Below are 17,776 nucleotides of genomic sequence, written 5' to 3' on the forward strand. Positions count from 1 at the left end.
AGACAGAGCGAGGAGGACAGCGATGAAGTACATGATGTTCGTCTGCACGGACACCGAGCCCGACACCGACACCGCGCCCGAGCCGGACATCGACGTGTGGGTGGCCGAGAACGACGCCGCCGGGCGGCGGTTGCAGGGCAGCGTGCTGGCGCCGAAGGCGGCGGCCACCACCGTGCGGGTGCGCGATGGGCAGTTGCTGGTCGCCGATGGGCCGTTCGCGGAGACCAAGGAGGTGATCGTGGGCTTCGATCTGCTCGAGTGCGCGGATCTGGACGAGGCGATCGAGGTCGCGCGGACCCACCCGATGGCGCGCGGCGGGCGGCTGGAGATCCGGCCGCTGGCCGACTTCGAGCAGTGACCGATCCCGCGCGGGCGGCCGCCGACGCGGCCGCGCACGCCCATCCACCGGCCGCCCATGCCTCTCCACCGGCCGCCGACGCCTATCCGCGGGCGGCGGATGCGGCCGCTGAGGCCTATCCGCGGATCGTGGCCACGCTCATCCGGATCACGGGTAACTGGAGTCTGGCCGAGGACTGCGCGCAGGAGGCGCTGGCCTCGGCTCTCGAGCGGTGGCCACGTGACGGGGTGCCCGCCAACCCGGGCGGGTGGCTGATGACGGTGGCCCGCAACCGGGCCCTGGACGTGCTGCGCCGTACCTCTGTCGAGCGGCGCAAGCTCCGGGAACTGGCGGTGCTGGCGGTGACCGCGGCGACCGGGGAGCCCGAACCTGAGGAGGAGGTCGTGGACGATCGGTTGCGGCTGATCTTCACCTGTTGCCACCCGGCGCTGGCGATGGAGGCGCGGGTGGCGCTGACCCTGAGGACGATCTGCGCCGTGCCGACCGCGGACATCGCGCGGGCGTTCCTGGTCAGCGAGTCCACCATGGCGCGGCGGCTGACCAGGGCCAAGACCAAGATCTCCGACGCGCGGATCCCCTACCGGGTGCCCGGCGGGGCGGCCCTGGGTGAGCGGCTGCCGGGCGTGCTGGCGGTGCTCTACCTGCTGTTCACCCACGGCTACAACGCCGACGGCGAACCGGCCTTCGCCGAGGAGGCGGTCCGGCTGGCCCGGCTGCTGTCGCGGCTCATGCCCGCTCAGCCCGAGGTCGGGGCGCTGCTCGCGCTCTTCCTGCTGCAGCACTCCCGGCGCGACGCCCGCCGCGACGCCGCCGGCGACCTGGTGCCGCTCGCCGACCAGGATCGTTCCCGCTGGGACCACGCCGCGATCACCGAGGCCGTGACCATCCTCACCGCCCTGCAACACGAACACGAACACGAACACGACATGGGGTACGGCGGGCCGTACGAGCTGCAGGCGCGGATCGCCGCGTGCCACGCCACCGCCGCGACCGCGGACGACACGGACTGGGGCCGGATCGCCGCATGCTACGACCGGCTCGCCGAGATGCAGCCGAGCCCGGTGATCGAGCTGAACCGGGCCGTGGCCCACGGTTACGCCCACGGGCCGGCGGCCGGGCTCGAGTTGCTCGAGCGAGCCAGGAGGGACGGCGCCCTCGACAACTACCCGCTGGCCCTGGCCGCCGAGGCGGACCTCACGGCCCGCAAGGGCGACCGGGAGCGCGCTTCCACGCTCTTCCTCCAGGCGGCCGAGCAGACGCACAGCGAGTCGGAACGCCGCGCCCTCGTCACCCGCGCAGCGGAACTGCTCGCGCCCTGACACGATTCCCCAGGAGCACCAGCAGGAAGACCATCACCACCCCGAGCCCGGCGAGCCCGAGCCGGTCGGCCGCGGTGTCGGCGTTGGCGATCAGGCCGAAGGCGGTGTGCGCGACCAGCGCCCCGCCGGCCAGCGCGAGGAGCTCCAGGTCGCCGAGACTCCAGCGACGCAGCAGCCAGACAGCGCAGACGCCCAGCACCGCGGCCGCCACCATCGGCACCCACACCCACCCGCCCCGGGTGAACGCCGGATGGGTCGCCCCGCCGAAGGGGAACAGCAGCGCCAGATACGCGAACGCCGCCAAAGCGCCGACGACCCCGGCACCCCAGGCACGAACCGGCATGGAGCCACCCGGCCGCGACGCTCCTACGAGGCCGGCCGCCACCAGGACCGCGACGGCCGCCAGACACCCCACCACGACCACGGCGGGCGCCTGGTATCCGGGGTCCATGGCCGGCGGGACGCTCAGCCGTACCAGCAGAGCGCCCAGCACGAAGACCACCCCGGTCACGATCATCCCCAACCGGCCCAGGTAGGGGCGATCCCGCAGGGCAGGGAAGATCAGGTCGACCAGCAGGATCGGTATGGCGGCGCTGAAGACCGCGTGGTACGGGATCATGAGCTCGGCATAGGCGCTGTTCAGACCGAGGATCCTGGGCGCCCAGCCCGCCGCGCCGTACAGCGTGGGGCTGGAGAGCGCCTGCAGGGCAAGGCCTTCCTCGACGATGCCGTAGGCGGCGCCGAGCAGCAGGACGCCGCGCCAGCCCGTCCCGGCCCGCCGTACCAGCTCGCGGATGAGGACGGTGCCCGCGCCGTAGAGCGGTATCCAGAGCGGCAGGAGCCAGATCTGGCGGATCGGCGGGTTGCCGAGCGTGAACTCGGCCACGAGCGGGGTGATGGCCGCCAGCAGCAGCGCGGCCCAACGGGGATTCATGGTCCCACGGTGGCCGCCGGAGAGGGGCCCGCGCTGCTGACCAAAGTCCGGACCGTGGCAACCCAGGTGACAATCAGGAGATGCTTCCAGATGTACGGCCGGGCCCCCTGCGCACCCGGCGGGACCGAGCGGTGGCGGTGGGCGGCTTCGGCTGCGCGGTGGCCGGAGCCGCGGCGGTCCTGTGGGGTGACCAAGGCGCGTACCTGTTCGTGGATGTGGTGGGCGGCGGGCTGGCGTGCGCGCTGCTGTGGTGGTCGCGCAGGTGGCCGGCCGTGGTGGCGCTGGCCGTGGTGGCGCTGTCGGTGCCCGCGGCGGCCGCTTCGGTGGCGGCGGGCATAGCAACGCTGGTCGCCGCGCTCTATCGCAGGCCCGCCGTGGCGATGGCGGTGGGCGCGGCGGGGGTGGCGGCCACGCTGGCCAGGTTCTGGCTGCGCCCGCCGGGGATGGCGCCGTATCCGGTGTGGGCGCTGGTCGCGGTGCTGTTCGGCTGCGCGCTGACCGGGTGGGGCATGCTGGCGCGGGCCCGCCGCGAGCTGATGCTGTCGCTGCTGGAGCGCGCCCGCAGGGCGGAGGCGGAGCAGGAGCTGGCCCGCCAGGTGGAGCGGCTGGCGATCGCCCGCGAGATGCACGACGTGCTGGCGCACCGGCTGTCGCTGCTGGCGCTGCACGCGGGCGCGCTGGAGTTCAACGCGCAAGCCGATCCGGGCGAGGTGACCGAGGCGGCCAAGGTCGTCCGTTCCAACGCCCACCAGGCCCTTCAGGAGCTGCGCGCCATCGTCTCGGTCCTGCGCGAGACGCCGGACGATCTGGGTTCCCTGGTCGAGGAGTCGCGCACGGCCGGCATGCGCGTCGACTTCGCCGACGGCGGGATCCGCCTGCCCGCCGCCACGGCGCGGACCGCGTACCGCATCGTCCAGGAGGGCCTCACCAACGCCCGCAAGCACGCGCCCGGCCGCCCCGTCACCATCAGGCTGGACGGTACGGCGGGCCAGGGCGTGACCATCGAGGTGCGCAACCCGCTGGCCGGCGCGCGAGCGGACGGCGCGGGATCCGGGCTGGCCGGGCTGAGCGAGCGGGCCGCGCTGGCTGGCGGCAGGGTGGAGCGGGCGGATGCGCTCGATGGCGAGTTCCGGCTGATCGTCTGGCTACCATGGCCGCTGTGAGCCCCATTCGCGTGCTGATCGTGGACGACGACCCGCTGGTCAGGTCAGGGCTCGGGCTGATGCTCAGGGGCGCGGACGACCTGCTGGTGGTCGGCGGCGTGGGCGACGGCGCGGACGTGCCCGCCGCGGTCGAGGCCCACGCCCCGGACGTGGTGCTCATGGACCTCCGGATGCCCGGGCTGAACGGCATCGACGCCACCCGGCTGCTGCGCGGGCGCCCCGAGCCGCCGCACGTGCTCGTCCTGACCACCTTCGACGCCGACGAGCTGGTGTTCGGCGCGTTGCAGGCGGGCGCGAGCGGGTTCCTGCTGAAGGACACCCCGCCGGAGGGCATCGTGGACGCCGTCCGGCGGGTGGTCTCGGGCGAGCCGATCCTGTCCCCCTCGGTCACCCGGCGCCTGATCGCCCACCTCGTGCCCGAGGAGCAGGCCCGGCGGCGCGCCGACGCCGAGCGCATGCTGGCCCGGCTCAGCGACCGCGAGCGCGAGGTCGCCGTGGCGGTCGGCCAGGGCAGGGCCAACGCGGACATCGCCGCCGAGCTGCACATGAGCGTCGGCACCGTCAAGGGCTACATCTCCCGGATCCTCACCAAGACCGGCCTGGACAACCGGGTCCAGCTGGCCCTGGTCGTGCACGGGATCAGCACCCGAGCGGGGTGAGCTGGTCGTCCGTCAGCTGTTCGCAGGGGTGCGGTCGCCCGCCGGGGGCCAGACGAACAGGTCGCTGAGGGCGTGCAGGAGATCGGGGTCGCCGCAGGCGCGGGCGGTGCCGTCGGCGAGGGCCTCGGCGAAGGTGATGCGGCGGGCGGCGATGCCTGCCAGGACGCTCTCGCCGGTCTCGATGACGACGTCCGGGCGCTGGGCGGGGCCGTGCAGGGTGTCGATGCGGCCGTCGTCGACGTCGACGTGGAAGAGCTCGTCGCCCACGCGGAACTCGTAGACGGCGCGCAGGCCCGCCGCCGCCTCGGGCACGAAGCAGGCACGCAGCCCCAGGACGGCCCAGCCCGGGTGGAACGACTCCTCCTCATGCCGCTCCCCCATCGCCCACTTCATGCCCCACCGGGCCAGTGCCAGCACGGCGGGCTCCAGCTCGCGGCCCGCCTCGGTGAGCTCGTAGGCCGGGGTGCGGGCCGGGGGCGGGAGCGTGACGCGGCGGGCCAGGCCCTCGCGTTCGAGGTGTTTCAGCCGGGCAGACAGCAGCCCTGTGCCCAGGCCGCGCAGGCTCTTCTGCAGGTCGCCGAACCGTTTGGGGCCGGTCAGCAGCTCGCGGACCAGCAGCAGCGTCCACCGCTCGCCGATGACGTCCAGGGTGCGGGCGGTGGCGCAGAACTGGTTGTACGATCGCTGGTCCACTTCATTACTGTAATGCGCGCGCTTCCTGATCCCGAACCCCGAGCAGGATGTCCGCGAGAAGCGCAGGATCGGTGATCATGACGTCGTGCGGGCCGGCGATCGGTACCGGCCGGTAGCCGATCGCCTGCGTGAAGTCGGCGAACGGCAGGCGTGTCTCGGCCCCGTAGACGCCTGTGCCGGGGATCCCGTCCACCGCGCCGGTCAGGCGGGTGGCGTCGGTGAAGGTCCGCAGCGGGTGCGGGCGCATCTGCTGCTCGGCCCACCGCGCGTCGTCAGGGTCGGTGATGCCCACCCATACGGCCGGCGGGGGCGGCATCTCCCCGCCTGCCGCGCTCGCCTCGAGAGCCTCGCTGAACCACGCGGGCGCCAGGGAGAAGAGGCTGGCGCCGTCGGGGCCCGCCCAACCCTCCACGAGCACGACGTGCGCGACCTGGCCGGGCCGGGTGTCGGCGGCCTGCCGTACCACCAGGCCGCCGTAACTGTGGCCGACGAGCACCACACGCTCGCCCACGGCGTCGAGGGCCGCGACCACCTCCGCCACGTGGTCGTCCAGCCCCACGTCGGGGCCCGCCGACAGCTCGGGGACGAAGGTCCTGCCCAGCAGCGGGACGACGCGGTCCCACGCCCAGGCGCCGTGCCAGGCCCCGTGGACGAGCACGAAGGCGGTCACCGGGCCTCCCCCTCGCGCAGCAGCGGCATGACCCGCTCGGCGAACTCGGCCAATCCCTTGTCGTGATCCTCGACGGCCAGGCGGATCACGAGGTGCCGCGCGCCGGAGGCGACGTAACGGCCGAGCCAGGACGCCGCGCCGGCGGGCGTGCCCGCGTACATGGCCTGGATGGCGCCGATCGCCTCCAGCGGGGCGTCGTAGTAGCGCTCGATGCTGGCCCGCATCCGCAGCCTGGCGCGGTCGGGGCTGTCGTCCAGGCACACGGTCGCGTACAGCGCGGGCGTGGCGGTGTCGCCGCCGGCGTTCCGGATCACGGCCAGCTCTTTGGCGTAGGTCTGCCAGGCGGGCGGGTAGGGCAGCCAGCCGTCCGCGAGCCTGGCCACCCGCCGCAGCGCCGCCTCGCCGCCAGCGGCCAGCCAGATGGGCGGCCCCTCCGGCCGCACGGTGCGCGGTGCCACCCGCACGTCGTGGAAGGCGAAGTGCCGGCCGTCGAAGGACACCTCCTCCCCCGACCACAGCAGGCGCATCGCGGTGATCGTCTCCTCCAGCCTGCTGACCCGGGTCTTGTAGTCGACCCCGATCGCGGTGAACTGCGCCTCGGTGTTCGGGGTCGGGAACCCGGCGCCCAGTCCCGCGACCAGCCGGCCGCCGGAGATCCTGTCCACGGTGGCGAGCTGGTGGGCGAGCGGGATCGGATGCCGCAGCGCCGCGAGCAGCACGGCCGTCCCCAGCGTGACCCGCTCGGTCCCGGCCGCCACGGCGGCCAGCAGCGTTATCGCGTCGGCGCGCTGCCTGGTCACCGGGCTGTCACCCGCCCACACGGAGTCGAAGCCGAGCTCCTCGGCCAGGCGCGCGAGCCGTACGAGCGATCCGATGTCGTGGTCGCCGAGCACGATCCGGTCGCGCGTGGGCAGCAGAAAGCCGATCTCAGTCATGTGCCCCAGACTAGGGCAGTACTTCCTGTTTTTGAAGTAGCACCTTTCAAATCAGGTAGTTACGGCGTCGCTAGGGAGCCTCCTGGCGGTGGAGGTCGGAGTGGCGATAGCTGTAGGTGAAGTAGATGATCATGCCGATGATGAACCAGACGATGAAGCGCACCCACGTCACCGGGCTCAGGAAGGTGATCAGCCACAGCGAGAAGACGACGCCGATGGCCGGGGTGAACGGCATGAGGGGCGTGCGGAACGTCCGTGGCAGGTCGGGACGCCGGTAGTGCAGGACGATGATCGCGATGCAGACCACGACGAAGGCGAGCAGGATGCCGATGTTGGTCAGCTCCGCCGCCTCCCTGATCGGCAGGAACCCGGCGATGAGCCCGGAGACGACGCCGACGATCCAGGTGATGCGCACCGGCACCCGGCGCTCCGGATGGAGGTAGGCGAACCAGCGCGGCAGCAGCCCGTCACGGCTCATCGCGAACCACACGCGGGTGACGCCCAGCATGAAGGTGAACATGACGGTGAGGATGCCGATGATGGCTCCGACCGCGATGACCCCCGCCAGCTTGGTCAGCCCGACCGAGGCGAATGCCGAGGCGAAGCCGCTCTCGGGGTCGATGTCCTTGTAGTTCTGCATGCCGGTGAGCACGAGGCAGGCCAGCACGTACAGCACCATCGAGATGGCCAGCGAGTAGATGATCGCCTTGGGCATGTGGCGCGTGGAGTCCTTGGACTCCTCGGCGGCCGTGCTCATCGCGTCGTACCCGAACACGGCGAAGAACACCGTGGCCGCGCCGGTGATGGCGCCGCTCACGCCGAACGGGAAGAACGGGTGGTAGTTGGCCGGGTTGATGAAGAAGAAGCCGACGGTGATCACGACCAGGACCACCAGCACCTTCAGCGCGACGACGATCGTCTCGAACCGCGCGGCGGTCTTGATGCCCCGGTTGAGCAGAAACGCGATGAGCAGGCACAGCAACACCGCGAACAGGTCCACCCTGTGCCCCGGCCCGGTGCCGGGCGCGCCCAGCATCCACGCGGGCAGCTGGATGCCCAGCTCGCCGACCAGGAAGCCGAAGTAGCCGGAGATGCCGATGGCCACGACCGCGACGATCGCGGTGTACTCCAGCAGCAGGTCCCAGCCGATGAACCAGCCGACCACCTCGCCCAGTACGGCGTAGCCGTAGGTGTAGGCGGATCCGGCCTTCGGGATGAGCCCGGCGAACTCCGCGTAGGAGAACGCCGCGGCGGCGCTGGCCACGCCGGCGATGAGGAAGGAGACGACCACGGCGGGGCCGGCCGTCTGGTTGGCGACCGCGCCGGCCAGCGCGAAGATGCCGGCGCCGATGATGCCGCCGATGCCGATCGCGGTGAGCTGCCACAGGCCGAGCGTCCGTTTCAGCTCGCCCTCGTGTTCGCTGGCGATCTGTTCCACCGGCTTTCGGCGGAACACGCCCGAGCCGCCTCCGAACGTATGCATCCGTCTCGCCTCCCTGGTCACGACGCTGTCACCTGCGAGGGGATTGATGCGAAAGTACCCATTTGGCGGAGATCCAGGCGTCCGGGCGCCGACCGGCCCGCTATGGCTCGTGCGGGGCCTGGCCGTAGGGGCGGCGGGTGAGGGTGGCGTGGACCATGGTGGTGAGCGTCACGATGTCGAAGACGGGCAGCCCGATCGCGGCCTGGATGGCGTGGGCGAACGGCACCAGGTCGGTGCACTCGATGAGCAGCGCCCCCATGTCCGGGTTGTCCTTGGCGAGCTGCTCCACCTGCCCGAGTACCTCGCCTTCCAGGCGGGCCACGTCGAGGGTGTCGCGGCGCCCTTCGAGCATGACCTCGCGGAACTCCGGACAGCCGGACATCCCGGTCATGCAGACGGGCACCTGCTCGCCGCCGATCGCGGCCAGGTGGCGCCCGGTCAGCGCGGGCTCCTTGGCCACCAGCAGGCCGACCCGCTGCGACGGGCGGAGCATGCGGTGGATCATGGGCAGCTGGATCAGGCTGGAGGCGAACACCGGGATGTCCACCGCGTCGGCCAGCCGTTCCTGGAAGAGCACCAGAAAGCCGCAGCCGCTGGTGATCGCCGCAGCCCCGCGGGCCTGCAGGTCCCTGGCCGCGGCGATGAACGGGTCGAGCAGCCGCGGGTCGGCCTGGGTGACCACCCGCTCGGGCGTCGCCCCCTCGACCACCTGGTAGATCACCGGAAAGCCGAAGGTCGCGGGATTGCGGATGTGTCCGGGGATCTTGGTGAAGGTGGTCTCCAGGCACAGCACGCCGATCGGATTCACACAGGTCTCCTGCGGTAAGAGAAGGGCTCCGGATCGAGGTCGGGGGCGGCTCCGGTCAGGAGCTGGGCGAGCAGCCTGCCGCCGGCGGGCGCCAGCCCCAGCCCGATGTGCCCGTGCCCGCAGGCCAGCGACACGTTCCCGGAGGCTCTGCCGATGTACGGCAGGCTGTCGGGAGTGCAGGGACGCAGGCCGCTCCACGTCTCCATGGTCGCGGCGGGCGACAGGGCGGGCAGGTGGGCGCGCACGGTGCGCAGGATGCCCTCCACCCTGCGCGGCGAGATCGTGGTGGACATACCGGACAGCTCCAGCGTCCCGCCGAGGCGCAGCCGGTCGCCGAGCGGCGTGATGGCGACCTTGCCCTCGCTCAGCAGCACCGGCCGCCGGGGCGCGCCGCCCGGATTCTTCAGCGTGATGGTGTACCCCTTGGCGGGCTGGAGCATGAGCCGCAGCCCGAGCCGCCGGGCAATGGCGGCCGACCAGGCGCCCGCGGCGACGACGATCTCCCCGGCCCGCAGGTCGCCGCGGCTGGTCCGCACCCGCCTGACCTGACGCCCGGCCGTCTCGAAGCCCAGGACCTCGGTGGATTCGAGCAGCTCGACCCCCATCCCGGCGAGCCTGTCCGCCAGCTCCCCGAGGAACTCGGGAACCCGCAGGTAGGCGCCCTCCTCGTTGTAGAGCGCGCCGCTGATGTCGAACTCGACGCCGGGTTCGAGCTCGCTCAGCTCGCCGGGCGACAGCTCGCGCAGCGGCACGCCGTACGAGCTGAGCTGGGGGACCGTACGGCGGGCCCGGTCGAAGCCCTCAGGGGTGCGGTAGGCGATCACCATGCCGTCGGCGGTGAGCGTGCCGGGGCCGCACAGGTCGCGCAGGATGGCCAGGCTGCGCTGCTTCATGTCGAGCAGGACGCGGGAGGTGGCGGCGGCCGCCGGGGCGGTGCACAGGCGGCGGAACCGCCACAACCACGCGATCAGGGCGGGGTCCGGGCGAAGCTTGACGAAGAAGGGGCTCGATGGGTTCAGCAGCCACCGCAGCCCCATGGCGGGCACGCCCGGCTCGGCCAGCGGAGCCGAGCCCTGCGTGCCCACGAAGCCGGTGTTGCCGTGCGAGCAGGACTGCGGGCCGCCGATCGGCCCCCGCTCGACCACGGTGACGGTGGCGCCGGCCGTACGCAGGTAGTAGGCGCAGAACAGGCCGGCGACACCGCCGCCGATGACCAGCACGTCGGGCATCTACAGGCTCACGACGAAGAAGTTGGTCGGCAGGTTGATCACGATGCGTTCGTAGATCTCCGCCATCAGCGTGATGCCGGGCTCGGCGAACGTGCCGGGCGGGGGTTCGGCGAAGCGGATCACCGAGCGGCCGGCGTCGAACAGCAGCGCGCCGTGCCCGAAGTCGCCGACGATGGCCGTGCCCGGCTCGACCAGGCGGGTCCGGACGATGAAGACGCCGTTCTGCTCGACGTCGTCCATCAGGCGGCCCTCGCCCAGGTAGGTGTAGTAGTCGACGGGGTTGATGATGAGGCCGTCGGCGGTGCCCCCCATCTGCTCCACCTCGTTGCAGGCGGCCAGGATCGTCGAGACGAACGGCCCCTTCGACGTCATGCGGCCGATCCCCGGCAGGTTCAGCAGGCCCTCGGGACCTCGGATGATCGTGTTGTTCTCGGCGGTGGCCAGGCGGACGATCAGCCGGTAGTTGATGAACGACTCGAACGTGTCGATGTCCTCCCACAGATCGGGCGGCACCTGCACCCAGGCCGTGGTCGGCAGCAGGCCGGGCACCGGCGACTTGTGGAAGCGGCTGGCCGCCTCGCGGCGCACGTCGGCCTCGAACACCTCGGGGTCGCCCGCGCCGGGCGGGCTCTCGTGCCAGTAGAAGCGCCGCGGGTCCCGGGACAGGTCCACGACCTTGAGCATGTTGCGGGCCGGGTAGCGCGGCTTGCGCCGCGAGCTGGTCAGCGAGTCGGTGATGGTCACGTCGAACTCGACGTCGGCTTCCAGTCCCTTGTCGGCGCAGGCCTCGGCGAACCTGCGCCCGGGCGACATCTCCTGCTTACGCTGGGCCACGACCTCGGCCATGGTGCGCTTGATCTCCGATTTCACTGCGGCCTCCTGGCGACGAAGACTCCCCAGCCGAACTCGCCTTGGTCGATCGCGATCTGGATCTCGCCGCACGACTCCGCGAAGGCGAGGATCCAGTCCCTGGCGGCCGGGTCCTGCGTGGATTCCGCGCGCTCACGGGCCATGGCGCCCAGCACGCGGTAGGTCTGTCTGATGTGGCTCTCCAGGTTGCGCGCCAGCAGGATCTCGAACCCGGCCCGCTCCAGTGCCGCCTGGTAGCCGACCAGCGAGTAGCCGCTGCTCCACTTCACGCGGTCGTAGACGTGCCTGCGGGCCCGCTCCCCGATCTCCTTGGCGGGCTGCAGGAAGTCGGAGAAGGCGAAGATCCCGCCGGGCCTGAGCACGCGGAGGATCTCGGCGTGGCTGCGCGCCTTGTCCGGCACCAGGAACAGCGCGTCCTGGCTGACCACATGGCTGAAGGTTTCGTCCGGGTACGGCATGGCCGTGGCGGAGCCGTGGCTGAACTCGATCCCGAGCCGCGGATCGGCCAGCTGCCTGGCGAACTTGATCCGCTCCAGGCTCAGGTCCAGCCCCTCACCCTTGCACCCGTGCCTGGTGGCCAGGTGGATGAGGAAGTTGCCGCACCCGCATCCCACGTCCAGCACGTGCGAGGAGGCGTCGATGCCCGCCTCGGCCGCCATGATCTGCGAGGTGCGCTCGGCCGCCGCCCGGTAGTCCCGGTCGTCCTCGCCGGCGAAGTAGCCGGTGTGCAGGACGCCCTCGCTGTCCCAGAAGCTGAGGTAGGTCTGTGTGGTCTGGTCGAAGAAGTCGCCGACGTCCTTTTCCGTGTACGTACTCGACATCGCTGGCTCCCTTAGGTGTAGGTGTCCTTGCGCGCGCCGGTCAGGTGGGGCAGGTCGGGGCCGGCGATCGAGGCCCCGCCGTCTACGGCGTGCACCGCGCCGGTCACGAACGAGGCTCGCTCGCTCGCCAGGAAGGCGGCCACGGCGGCGATCTCCTCGGGAGCGGCCAGGCGGCCGATCGCGCTGTGGTGGCCCATCCGCGCGAGCTGCTCCTCGATGTCGCCGCCGAGTCTGGCCGCGGCCCGCTCCATGGGCGGGGTGCGGGTGTGGCCGGGGGCCAGCACGTTGACGGTGATCCCGTCGTGGCCGACGTCCGCGGCCAGCGCCTGGGCGAAGCGCACCAGCGCCGCCCTGGTCACGCCCGACAGCGCCAGCGGCGGGATCGGCACGCTGGCCGTCTCGGAGGCGATGTAGAGCAGCCGCCCCCAGCCCGCGGCCCGCAGGTACGGCAGGGCCGCCAGGGTCAGGTTCACCGCGGGCATCAGCACGGTGTCCACGGCCGCCTGGTAGTCCTCCACCTCGAACCCGGAGGCGGGCCCGATGGGCGGGCTGCCGCCGCTGACCAGCACGATGTGCAACGCCCCGAGCTCGGCGGCGACCTGCTCGACCCAGCGGCGGGCGGCCTGCCTGTCGGTGACGTCCACGCTGGTCGCGTGGACGCGGCCACGCGACACCCGCTCCAGCTCGTGCCCGGCCGTCTCGAGCCGTTCCTTGTCGCGTGCGCCGATCGCGACGTGCGCTCCCTCCTTGGCCAGCTCGAGGGCGGTGGCCAGGCCGAGGCCGCTGGAGCCGCCGGCGACGAGGGCGACCCTGCCGTCAAGCCCGAGATCCATGGCTCTCCTTCTGCCGCGGGCCGCCCGCGAGGGTGCCGCCGTAGCGGTAGCCGTACCGGTGGAAGAGCGGGGTGGACAGGGTGACCGCGGCGAGCTTGGCGGGCAGCGAGAGCGTGTCCTTCCAGGTGTCGTCGCGGTCGCGGATGACGGTGGTGCCGGTGCGGAAGCGGTCGGGGTTGCCGGTGACGGTGTGGTTGGTGTGCAGCTCGACCGTGCGGTCGCGGATGGGGTTGGCGGCGGGGTCGGCGCCGCACAGCCGTACGAGCTTGTCGATCGTCGCCTCCGGGTCGGCGGTGAAGTCCTCGTAGCGCAGGAAGAGCGACTGCCGCGGGAAGCGGCGGGTGATGGCGTGCGAGGCCAGGTTGAAGCCGTGCCAGTAGAGGGTGCTCATCCAGGACGACATGGCGTAGACGTACTGCTTGGGCTGCCGCCAGGAGTGGGCGACCGCGCGCGGGTCGCGCACGAGGTGCACGAAGTAGGGGGTGACGCCCTCGAGGTAGGGCAGGAGCGCCGCCTCTCCGGGGATCTTGGTGGTGTCGACGATCACGCGGGAGCCGGTGCGCTCGGCGGCGGCGTGGTAGGTGCGGGTCATCAGGTCGGCGTGCGCCCTGATGTCGTCGCCGTCGAGGCCGCGGCCGAGCACGCGCCAGGTGTGCCGGGTGCGCACGCAGGCGCGCTGGCGGCGGATGACGGTGGCGGCGAAGTCGGGCAGCGAGACGCCGTCCGGCTTGCCGAGCGGGAGGATCTCCGACCAGACGGGGCAGTCGGTGAGCGCCGTCCCGCAGCCGCACAGGTTGTTCACTCCCCTGCCGGTGCCGTTCTTCCACAGGAAGTGCAGCTCGCCGACGTGGAAGAAGCCGGGGATCTCGTTCAGTACGTTGCCGATTATGGTGCTGCCGTTGCGGCACCATCCGGTGATGCAGAGGACCTTGATCTCGTCCACGTTCTCTCCCTCAGCTCGCCGCGGCCGGCTGTGCGGGTGACTGGGCGGCCGGCTGGCGGACGCACAGGGCCACGCCGACGGCCGCCACCGCGCAGGCGGCGCCGACCAGGAACACGGCCGGGTAGCCGAAGCCGCCGGCGACCAGCCCGATCAGCGGACCCCAGACGGCCAGGCCCAGGTCCCAGAAGGACGTGTACGCGCCGATCGCCGCGCCCTGCTTGGTCTTGTCGGCGAGGTTCATGACCATCAGCGCGAGCGATGGGTGCAGCAGCGAGAAGCCCACGCCCATCACCACCCCGCCGAGCACGGCCACCGGCAGGTTCGGCGCCAGCGCGATGATCAGCAGTCCGGCCGCCTCGCCCGCGCCGCACCAGATCACCATCCGGCGTGGCCCGACCTTGTCCGGCAGGTGGCCGATGATCAGCCGGGTGCCGGCGTAGACCAGGCTGAAGGCGCTGAGCACGGCCACGCCCGAGCCGATGCCGCGGGCCTGCAGGTGCAGCACCACGAACGCGGCCAGGCCCGCGTACCCGGCGGCGGCCAGGGCCAGGGCGGTGCCGGGCAGCAGCGCGGGACGCAGCAGCAGGCCGCCGCCGCCGGCCTGCTCGGGCTTGGCGGGGGCGGGTGCCAGGCTGACCAGGACGAATCCGATCAGCGCCAGGGCGATGCTGAACGCCCACACCGCCCCGTAGCCGTAGCGCTGCAGCGTGGCGCCGAGGAAGGTGCCGGCCGAGATGCCGCCCCACATGCTCACGCCGTACAGGCCGATGAGCTGGGCACGCCGCTCGTGCGGCGCGAGCGACACGGTCCAGACGGCGCCCGCGGTGAACAGCGCCGCCTCGCCGACGCCGAGCAGCAGGCGGTCGGCGACCAGTCCGGCCACGCCGATCGGGGCGAAGTAGAGCGCGCCGCCCGCGGCCACGATCAGCGCGCCGGTCCGCATCACGTTGCGGTGCCCGTGTCTGTCCGCCAGGTACCCGGCCACCGGCCTGACCAGCAGCGCCGTCAGGGCGGTCGCCATGACCACCAGGCCCACGGTGAAGTCCGCCGCGCCGTACCTCTCGGTGACGAAGCCGGGCAGCACCGGGATGGCGGCCGTGAGGCCCACATAGCCGGTGAACAGGCCGCCGAAGACGCCGATGAGGGCGCGACGGTTCATGTGGCCGCCACCTTGCGAACCGCCTCGATGAGGTGGTCGCAGTCCTCCACCGACAGGCACGACGACAGCGGGACGTCCACGGCCTGCCGCAGGTAGCGGGTGGTGCGGGGCAGCAGCGCCTGGATGGCGGCCCTGTCCATGGCGCCGAACAGGAAGCGCCAGTTCCAGAAGACGCGCACGTTGGTGTCCTCGTCGGAGCCCAGGTTGCGGGCGTCGATGCCCTCGCCGCACAACGCCTTGGCGAACCACTTGGCATCGCCGTACGGCACGCGGAAGATGAACGCCTCGCCCAGGAACGCGCCGGGGGCGACCGGCTGGCGGATGGCGATCTGCGGCACGTCCTTCAGCGCCTCGGAGACGTAGGTGTAGTTGTCGTGGAAGCACTTCAGCCGCAGCGGCAGCCGGTCCAGCTCGGCCCGCAGCAGCGCCGCGCGGATCTCGTCCATGCGGAAGCTGAGCAGCGGCAGGTCGAGATCGGTGTCGATGGGCGGGGCGCCGTCGGGGAAGTGCCGTTTCAGCCGCCCCTCGTAGGCGCCGGACAGGACGACGGCACGGGCGAACAGCACGCTGTCGTCGGTGACCAGGAAGCCGCCCTCACCGCAGTTGAGCGACTTGTCCGACTGGGTGCTGAAGCCGCTGGCCAGGCCGAACGTGCCGAGCTTGCGGCCGTTCAGCTCGGCGCCGAGCGCGGGGACCGCGTCCTCGAACAGCGGCACGCCCATCTCCTGCGCGAACGCGGTCAGCGCCGCCAGGTCGGCGGCGAAGCCGCGCATGTGCACCACGAGGATCGCCTTGATCTCCGGGGTCCAGCGGCGGCGCAGGTCGTCGACGTCCATGTGCAGGTTCTCGTCCACCTCGACCAGGTACGGCGTGCAGCCGGCCAGCACGATGGCGCTCGGGGTGGCGACGAAGGTGAAACCCGGGCAGGCGATCAGGGAGCCCGGCGGGATGCCGGCCGCCATGATGGCCAGCGCGATCGCGGTGGTGCCGCTGGAGACGGCCAGCGCGTGCCTGGAGCCGAAGTAGTCGCACAGCTCGGCCTCGAACCGGCCGCACTCGGTCTCCTGCGGGGATCGGTGGTCGTAGCGGAAGTACAGGTGGCTGCGGATGGCGCGGAGCGCGGCCTCCTCGTCGTCCTGGTGGACGAAGACGGCGCCTTTGTCGTACGTCGGCCAGGGAGTGTGCCGGACCGGCTGCCCGCCGTTTATGGCAAGACGCGCCGGAACCTCCCTCTCGCTGTTCACCGTCTGGCTCCTCGAAATTTGGCTGGTGGAATTTCGCGTGCAGGTGAACGTGACCGCCTTTTGATGGGTGGTGGCGGCTTTGTGGGAATGCTTCTGAGGGGGAGCGCGAGAATGCCCGATCAGCTGCTCTGACCTGCGGCTAGAAAACACGGCTGCTCCCTACGCCGCGCCCGGCCGGAAAATGCTGGTGATCGTCCGGGAAAGCCGAGGGGTGAGACAACTAACCCGAGGCGCCGGTGGCCGGGTGGGGCGCCTTTTGATCAAGCTTGGTGCGAATTACCTCCTGGATATTCTCCGAGCGCCGTGATCATGTCAATCGTCAGAATTGATCTGATCACTTTGGATGGTTTTGGCAAGTTTTGTCCTGGATGCCGGGGCACTTGATCTTCCTGGCGCGCTGATTTGGGGGTTTGCCACCAATCTCGGGCGACTCGTCTGGTTTGGAAGATCTGACCGATACGGTGACTTCATGTCCACCGTCCGCGTTGAAGATCAGAACGTCGCCCGGCAGGCATCGGCACGGCTGGCCTGGCTGGACGCCCTGCGCGGGCTGGGCGCGCTCGCCGTCGTGGGCGAGCACCTGCTGACCTGGGCCATGCCGTGGCTGCGGCCCACCTGGTTCAACCTGGGCATGTACGGCGTGCTGGTGTTCTTCCTGGTCAGCGGCTACATCATCCCGGTCTCGCTGGAGCGGCACGGCGACGTGCGGGCCTTCTGGATCGGCCGGATCTTCCGCCTCTACCCGCTGTACCTCGCGGTCATCGGCGTGGTGCTCGGTCTGTCGTGGTGGATTCCGGTGCGCGCGGAGGTGCCGCGGGATCCCTCGTCGGTGGCCTCGCACGCGACGATGCTGATCGACGTGGTCGGCAGCGGCGGCGTGGTGAACACCATGTGGACCCTGTCGTACGAGATGGTCTTCTACCTGCTCGTCACCGCGCTGTTCGTCACCGGCGTGCGCGTCGGACGCGGGCTGCTGGCGGTCGGGTTCGGGCTCGCCGCCCTGGCCGCGGGACTGGGGCTGGCCCGGACACCGCTGGTGGGCGGCTGGGTGGCCTGGGTGTCCCTGGCGGTGTTCACCATCGGCCTGATCTGCGTGATCTCCGGCCGGTACCGCAAGGCGGCGGCCTGCGTGCTGGGCGTCATGGCGCTGGCGCTGCTGCTGCTGACCAGCCGCGTACCGTGGTTCGGGGTGGCGATGCTCGCCGTCATGTTCACCGGAACCGCCATCCGGCGGTGGGAGCAGGGCGCCGGGCCGCTCTGGCCGGTGGCGCTGTCGGGCCTGCTGGTGCTGCTGAGCCCGATGTGGGCGGTCAACGCGGGCTGGTGGTGGGTCCAGCCGGACGTGTGGACCGCCACGATCCTCCTGGTCGGCGCCACGTTCGCGGGCGGCATGGCGCTGCGTCGGCGTCGCGTGCCGTACGTGCTGACCTGGCTCGGGGTCATCAGCTACTCCCTGTACCTGATGCACCTGCCGATCCTCACGATCATCATCCGGCTTGCCGGAGACCTGCGCTGGTCCCCCATGCCCCTGCAGATCGGGATCAGCCTGCTCGGCCTGTGCGTGGTGCTCCCCGTCAGCTGGCTCACCTACCGCTTCGTCGAACGCCCCGCCCAGCGACTCGGCCGCAGCCTCCTCCCGTCCAGGTCCTGAGCGC

The 17,776-nt window shown here is 71.6% G+C and carries 18 protein-coding genes; 5 read left to right on the forward strand and 13 right to left on the reverse strand.

Annotation, left to right across the window (positions count from 1 at the left end; genetic code table 11):
* Window positions 1–22 precede the first annotated feature (22 nt).
* Both ACIBHX_RS39710 and ACIBHX_RS39715 read left to right on the forward strand, forming a co-directional pair.
* Window positions 23–358, forward strand: coding sequence for a YciI family protein (locus ACIBHX_RS39710; RefSeq protein WP_397072624.1), 336 nt, complete (start codon window positions 23–25; stop codon window positions 356–358).
* Entirely contained in the window at window positions 355–1,677 is a 1,323-nt protein-coding gene (locus ACIBHX_RS39715; protein ID WP_397072625.1) for an RNA polymerase sigma factor, read from the forward strand. Before ACIBHX_RS39710 ends, ACIBHX_RS39715 begins: the two co-directional genes overlap by 4 nt.
* Here ACIBHX_RS39715 and ACIBHX_RS39720 read toward each other — a convergent pair.
* A complete protein-coding gene (locus ACIBHX_RS39720) occupies window positions 1,646–2,611 on the reverse strand; it encodes a hypothetical protein (RefSeq protein ID WP_397072626.1) in 966 nt (321 codons plus the stop codon). The two genes, ACIBHX_RS39715 and ACIBHX_RS39720, sit on opposite strands and share 32 nt — an antisense overlap.
* 80 nt (window positions 2,612–2,691) lie before the next feature.
* Here ACIBHX_RS39720 and ACIBHX_RS39725 point away from each other — a divergent pair, with 80 nt between their 5' ends.
* Together ACIBHX_RS39725 and ACIBHX_RS39730 are read left to right on the forward strand one after the other, a co-directional pair.
* Window positions 2,692–3,774, forward strand: coding sequence for a sensor histidine kinase (locus ACIBHX_RS39725; RefSeq protein WP_397072627.1), 1,083 nt, complete (start codon window positions 2,692–2,694; stop codon window positions 3,772–3,774).
* Entirely contained in the window at window positions 3,762–4,433 is a 672-nt protein-coding gene (locus ACIBHX_RS39730) for a response regulator (RefSeq protein ID WP_397072628.1), read from the forward strand. Before ACIBHX_RS39725 ends, ACIBHX_RS39730 begins: the two co-directional genes overlap by 13 nt.
* 12 nt (window positions 4,434–4,445) lie before the next feature.
* Here the strand turns inward: ACIBHX_RS39730 and ACIBHX_RS39735 are convergent, their stop codons facing one another.
* From ACIBHX_RS39735 to ACIBHX_RS39790, 12 genes are all read right to left on the reverse strand, one after another.
* Window positions 4,446–5,126 carry a winged helix-turn-helix transcriptional regulator gene (locus ACIBHX_RS39735; protein WP_397072629.1) on the reverse strand — a complete coding sequence of 227 codons (681 nt, stop codon included), beginning with the start codon at window positions 5,124–5,126 and terminating at the stop codon, window positions 4,446–4,448.
* Window positions 5,127–5,130: 4 nt separating this feature from the next.
* The gene (locus ACIBHX_RS39740; protein ID WP_397072630.1) at window positions 5,131–5,796 is read right to left on the reverse strand and encodes an alpha/beta fold hydrolase; all 666 of its coding nucleotides are present in this window, start codon (window positions 5,794–5,796) and stop codon (window positions 5,131–5,133) included.
* On the reverse strand, window positions 5,793–6,731 hold the full coding sequence (locus ACIBHX_RS39745; protein WP_397072631.1) for an LLM class flavin-dependent oxidoreductase: 939 nt from the start codon (window positions 6,729–6,731) through the stop codon (window positions 5,793–5,795). The genes ACIBHX_RS39740 and ACIBHX_RS39745 overlap by 4 nt, the downstream gene beginning before the upstream one ends.
* Window positions 6,732–6,801: 70 nt before the next feature.
* Window positions 6,802–8,214 carry an amino acid permease gene (locus ACIBHX_RS39750; RefSeq protein WP_397072632.1) on the reverse strand — a complete coding sequence of 471 codons (1,413 nt, stop codon included), beginning with the start codon at window positions 8,212–8,214 and terminating at the stop codon, window positions 6,802–6,804.
* Between the two features lie 100 nt (window positions 8,215–8,314).
* Window positions 8,315–9,022 (reverse strand): aspartate/glutamate racemase family protein, encoded by a 708-nt coding sequence (locus ACIBHX_RS39755; RefSeq protein WP_397072633.1) that lies wholly within the window; start codon window positions 9,020–9,022, stop codon window positions 8,315–8,317.
* Window positions 9,019–10,251, reverse strand: coding sequence for an NAD(P)/FAD-dependent oxidoreductase (locus ACIBHX_RS39760; RefSeq protein WP_397072634.1), 1,233 nt, complete (start codon window positions 10,249–10,251; stop codon window positions 9,019–9,021). The genes ACIBHX_RS39755 and ACIBHX_RS39760 overlap by 4 nt, the downstream gene beginning before the upstream one ends.
* On the reverse strand, window positions 10,252–11,121 hold the full coding sequence (locus ACIBHX_RS39765; protein WP_397072635.1) for a family 3 encapsulin nanocompartment shell protein: 870 nt from the start codon (window positions 11,119–11,121) through the stop codon (window positions 10,252–10,254). It abuts the gene before it with no gap.
* The gene (locus ACIBHX_RS39770) at window positions 11,118–11,942 is read right to left on the reverse strand and encodes a class I SAM-dependent methyltransferase (RefSeq protein ID WP_397072636.1); all 825 of its coding nucleotides are present in this window, start codon (window positions 11,940–11,942) and stop codon (window positions 11,118–11,120) included. The genes ACIBHX_RS39765 and ACIBHX_RS39770 overlap by 4 nt, the downstream gene beginning before the upstream one ends.
* 11 nt (window positions 11,943–11,953) lie before the next feature.
* Window positions 11,954–12,775 (reverse strand): SDR family NAD(P)-dependent oxidoreductase, encoded by an 822-nt coding sequence (locus tag ACIBHX_RS39775; protein ID WP_397072637.1) that lies wholly within the window; start codon window positions 12,773–12,775, stop codon window positions 11,954–11,956.
* The gene (locus ACIBHX_RS39780; protein WP_397072638.1) at window positions 12,759–13,718 is read right to left on the reverse strand and encodes a sulfotransferase; all 960 of its coding nucleotides are present in this window, start codon (window positions 13,716–13,718) and stop codon (window positions 12,759–12,761) included. The genes ACIBHX_RS39775 and ACIBHX_RS39780 overlap by 17 nt, the downstream gene beginning before the upstream one ends.
* Before the next feature lie 10 nt (window positions 13,719–13,728).
* Window positions 13,729–14,877, reverse strand: a complete 1,149-nt coding sequence (locus ACIBHX_RS39785; protein WP_397072639.1) for an MFS transporter — start codon at window positions 14,875–14,877, stop codon at window positions 13,729–13,731.
* Window positions 14,874–16,121 (reverse strand): DegT/DnrJ/EryC1/StrS family aminotransferase, encoded by a 1,248-nt coding sequence (locus ACIBHX_RS39790; RefSeq protein WP_397072640.1) that lies wholly within the window; start codon window positions 16,119–16,121, stop codon window positions 14,874–14,876. The genes ACIBHX_RS39785 and ACIBHX_RS39790 overlap by 4 nt, the downstream gene beginning before the upstream one ends.
* Window positions 16,122–16,590: 469 nt before the next feature.
* Between ACIBHX_RS39790 and ACIBHX_RS39795 the strand changes: the two genes are divergently transcribed.
* A complete protein-coding gene (locus ACIBHX_RS39795; RefSeq protein WP_397072641.1) occupies window positions 16,591–17,772 on the forward strand; it encodes an acyltransferase family protein in 1,182 nt (393 codons plus the stop codon).
* Window positions 17,773–17,776 lie beyond the last annotated feature (4 nt).

Origin of the sequence: Nonomuraea sp. NPDC050536 (genome assembly GCF_044457685.1) — a bacterium.
Lineage (GTDB): Bacteria > Actinomycetota > Actinomycetes > Streptosporangiales > Streptosporangiaceae > Nonomuraea.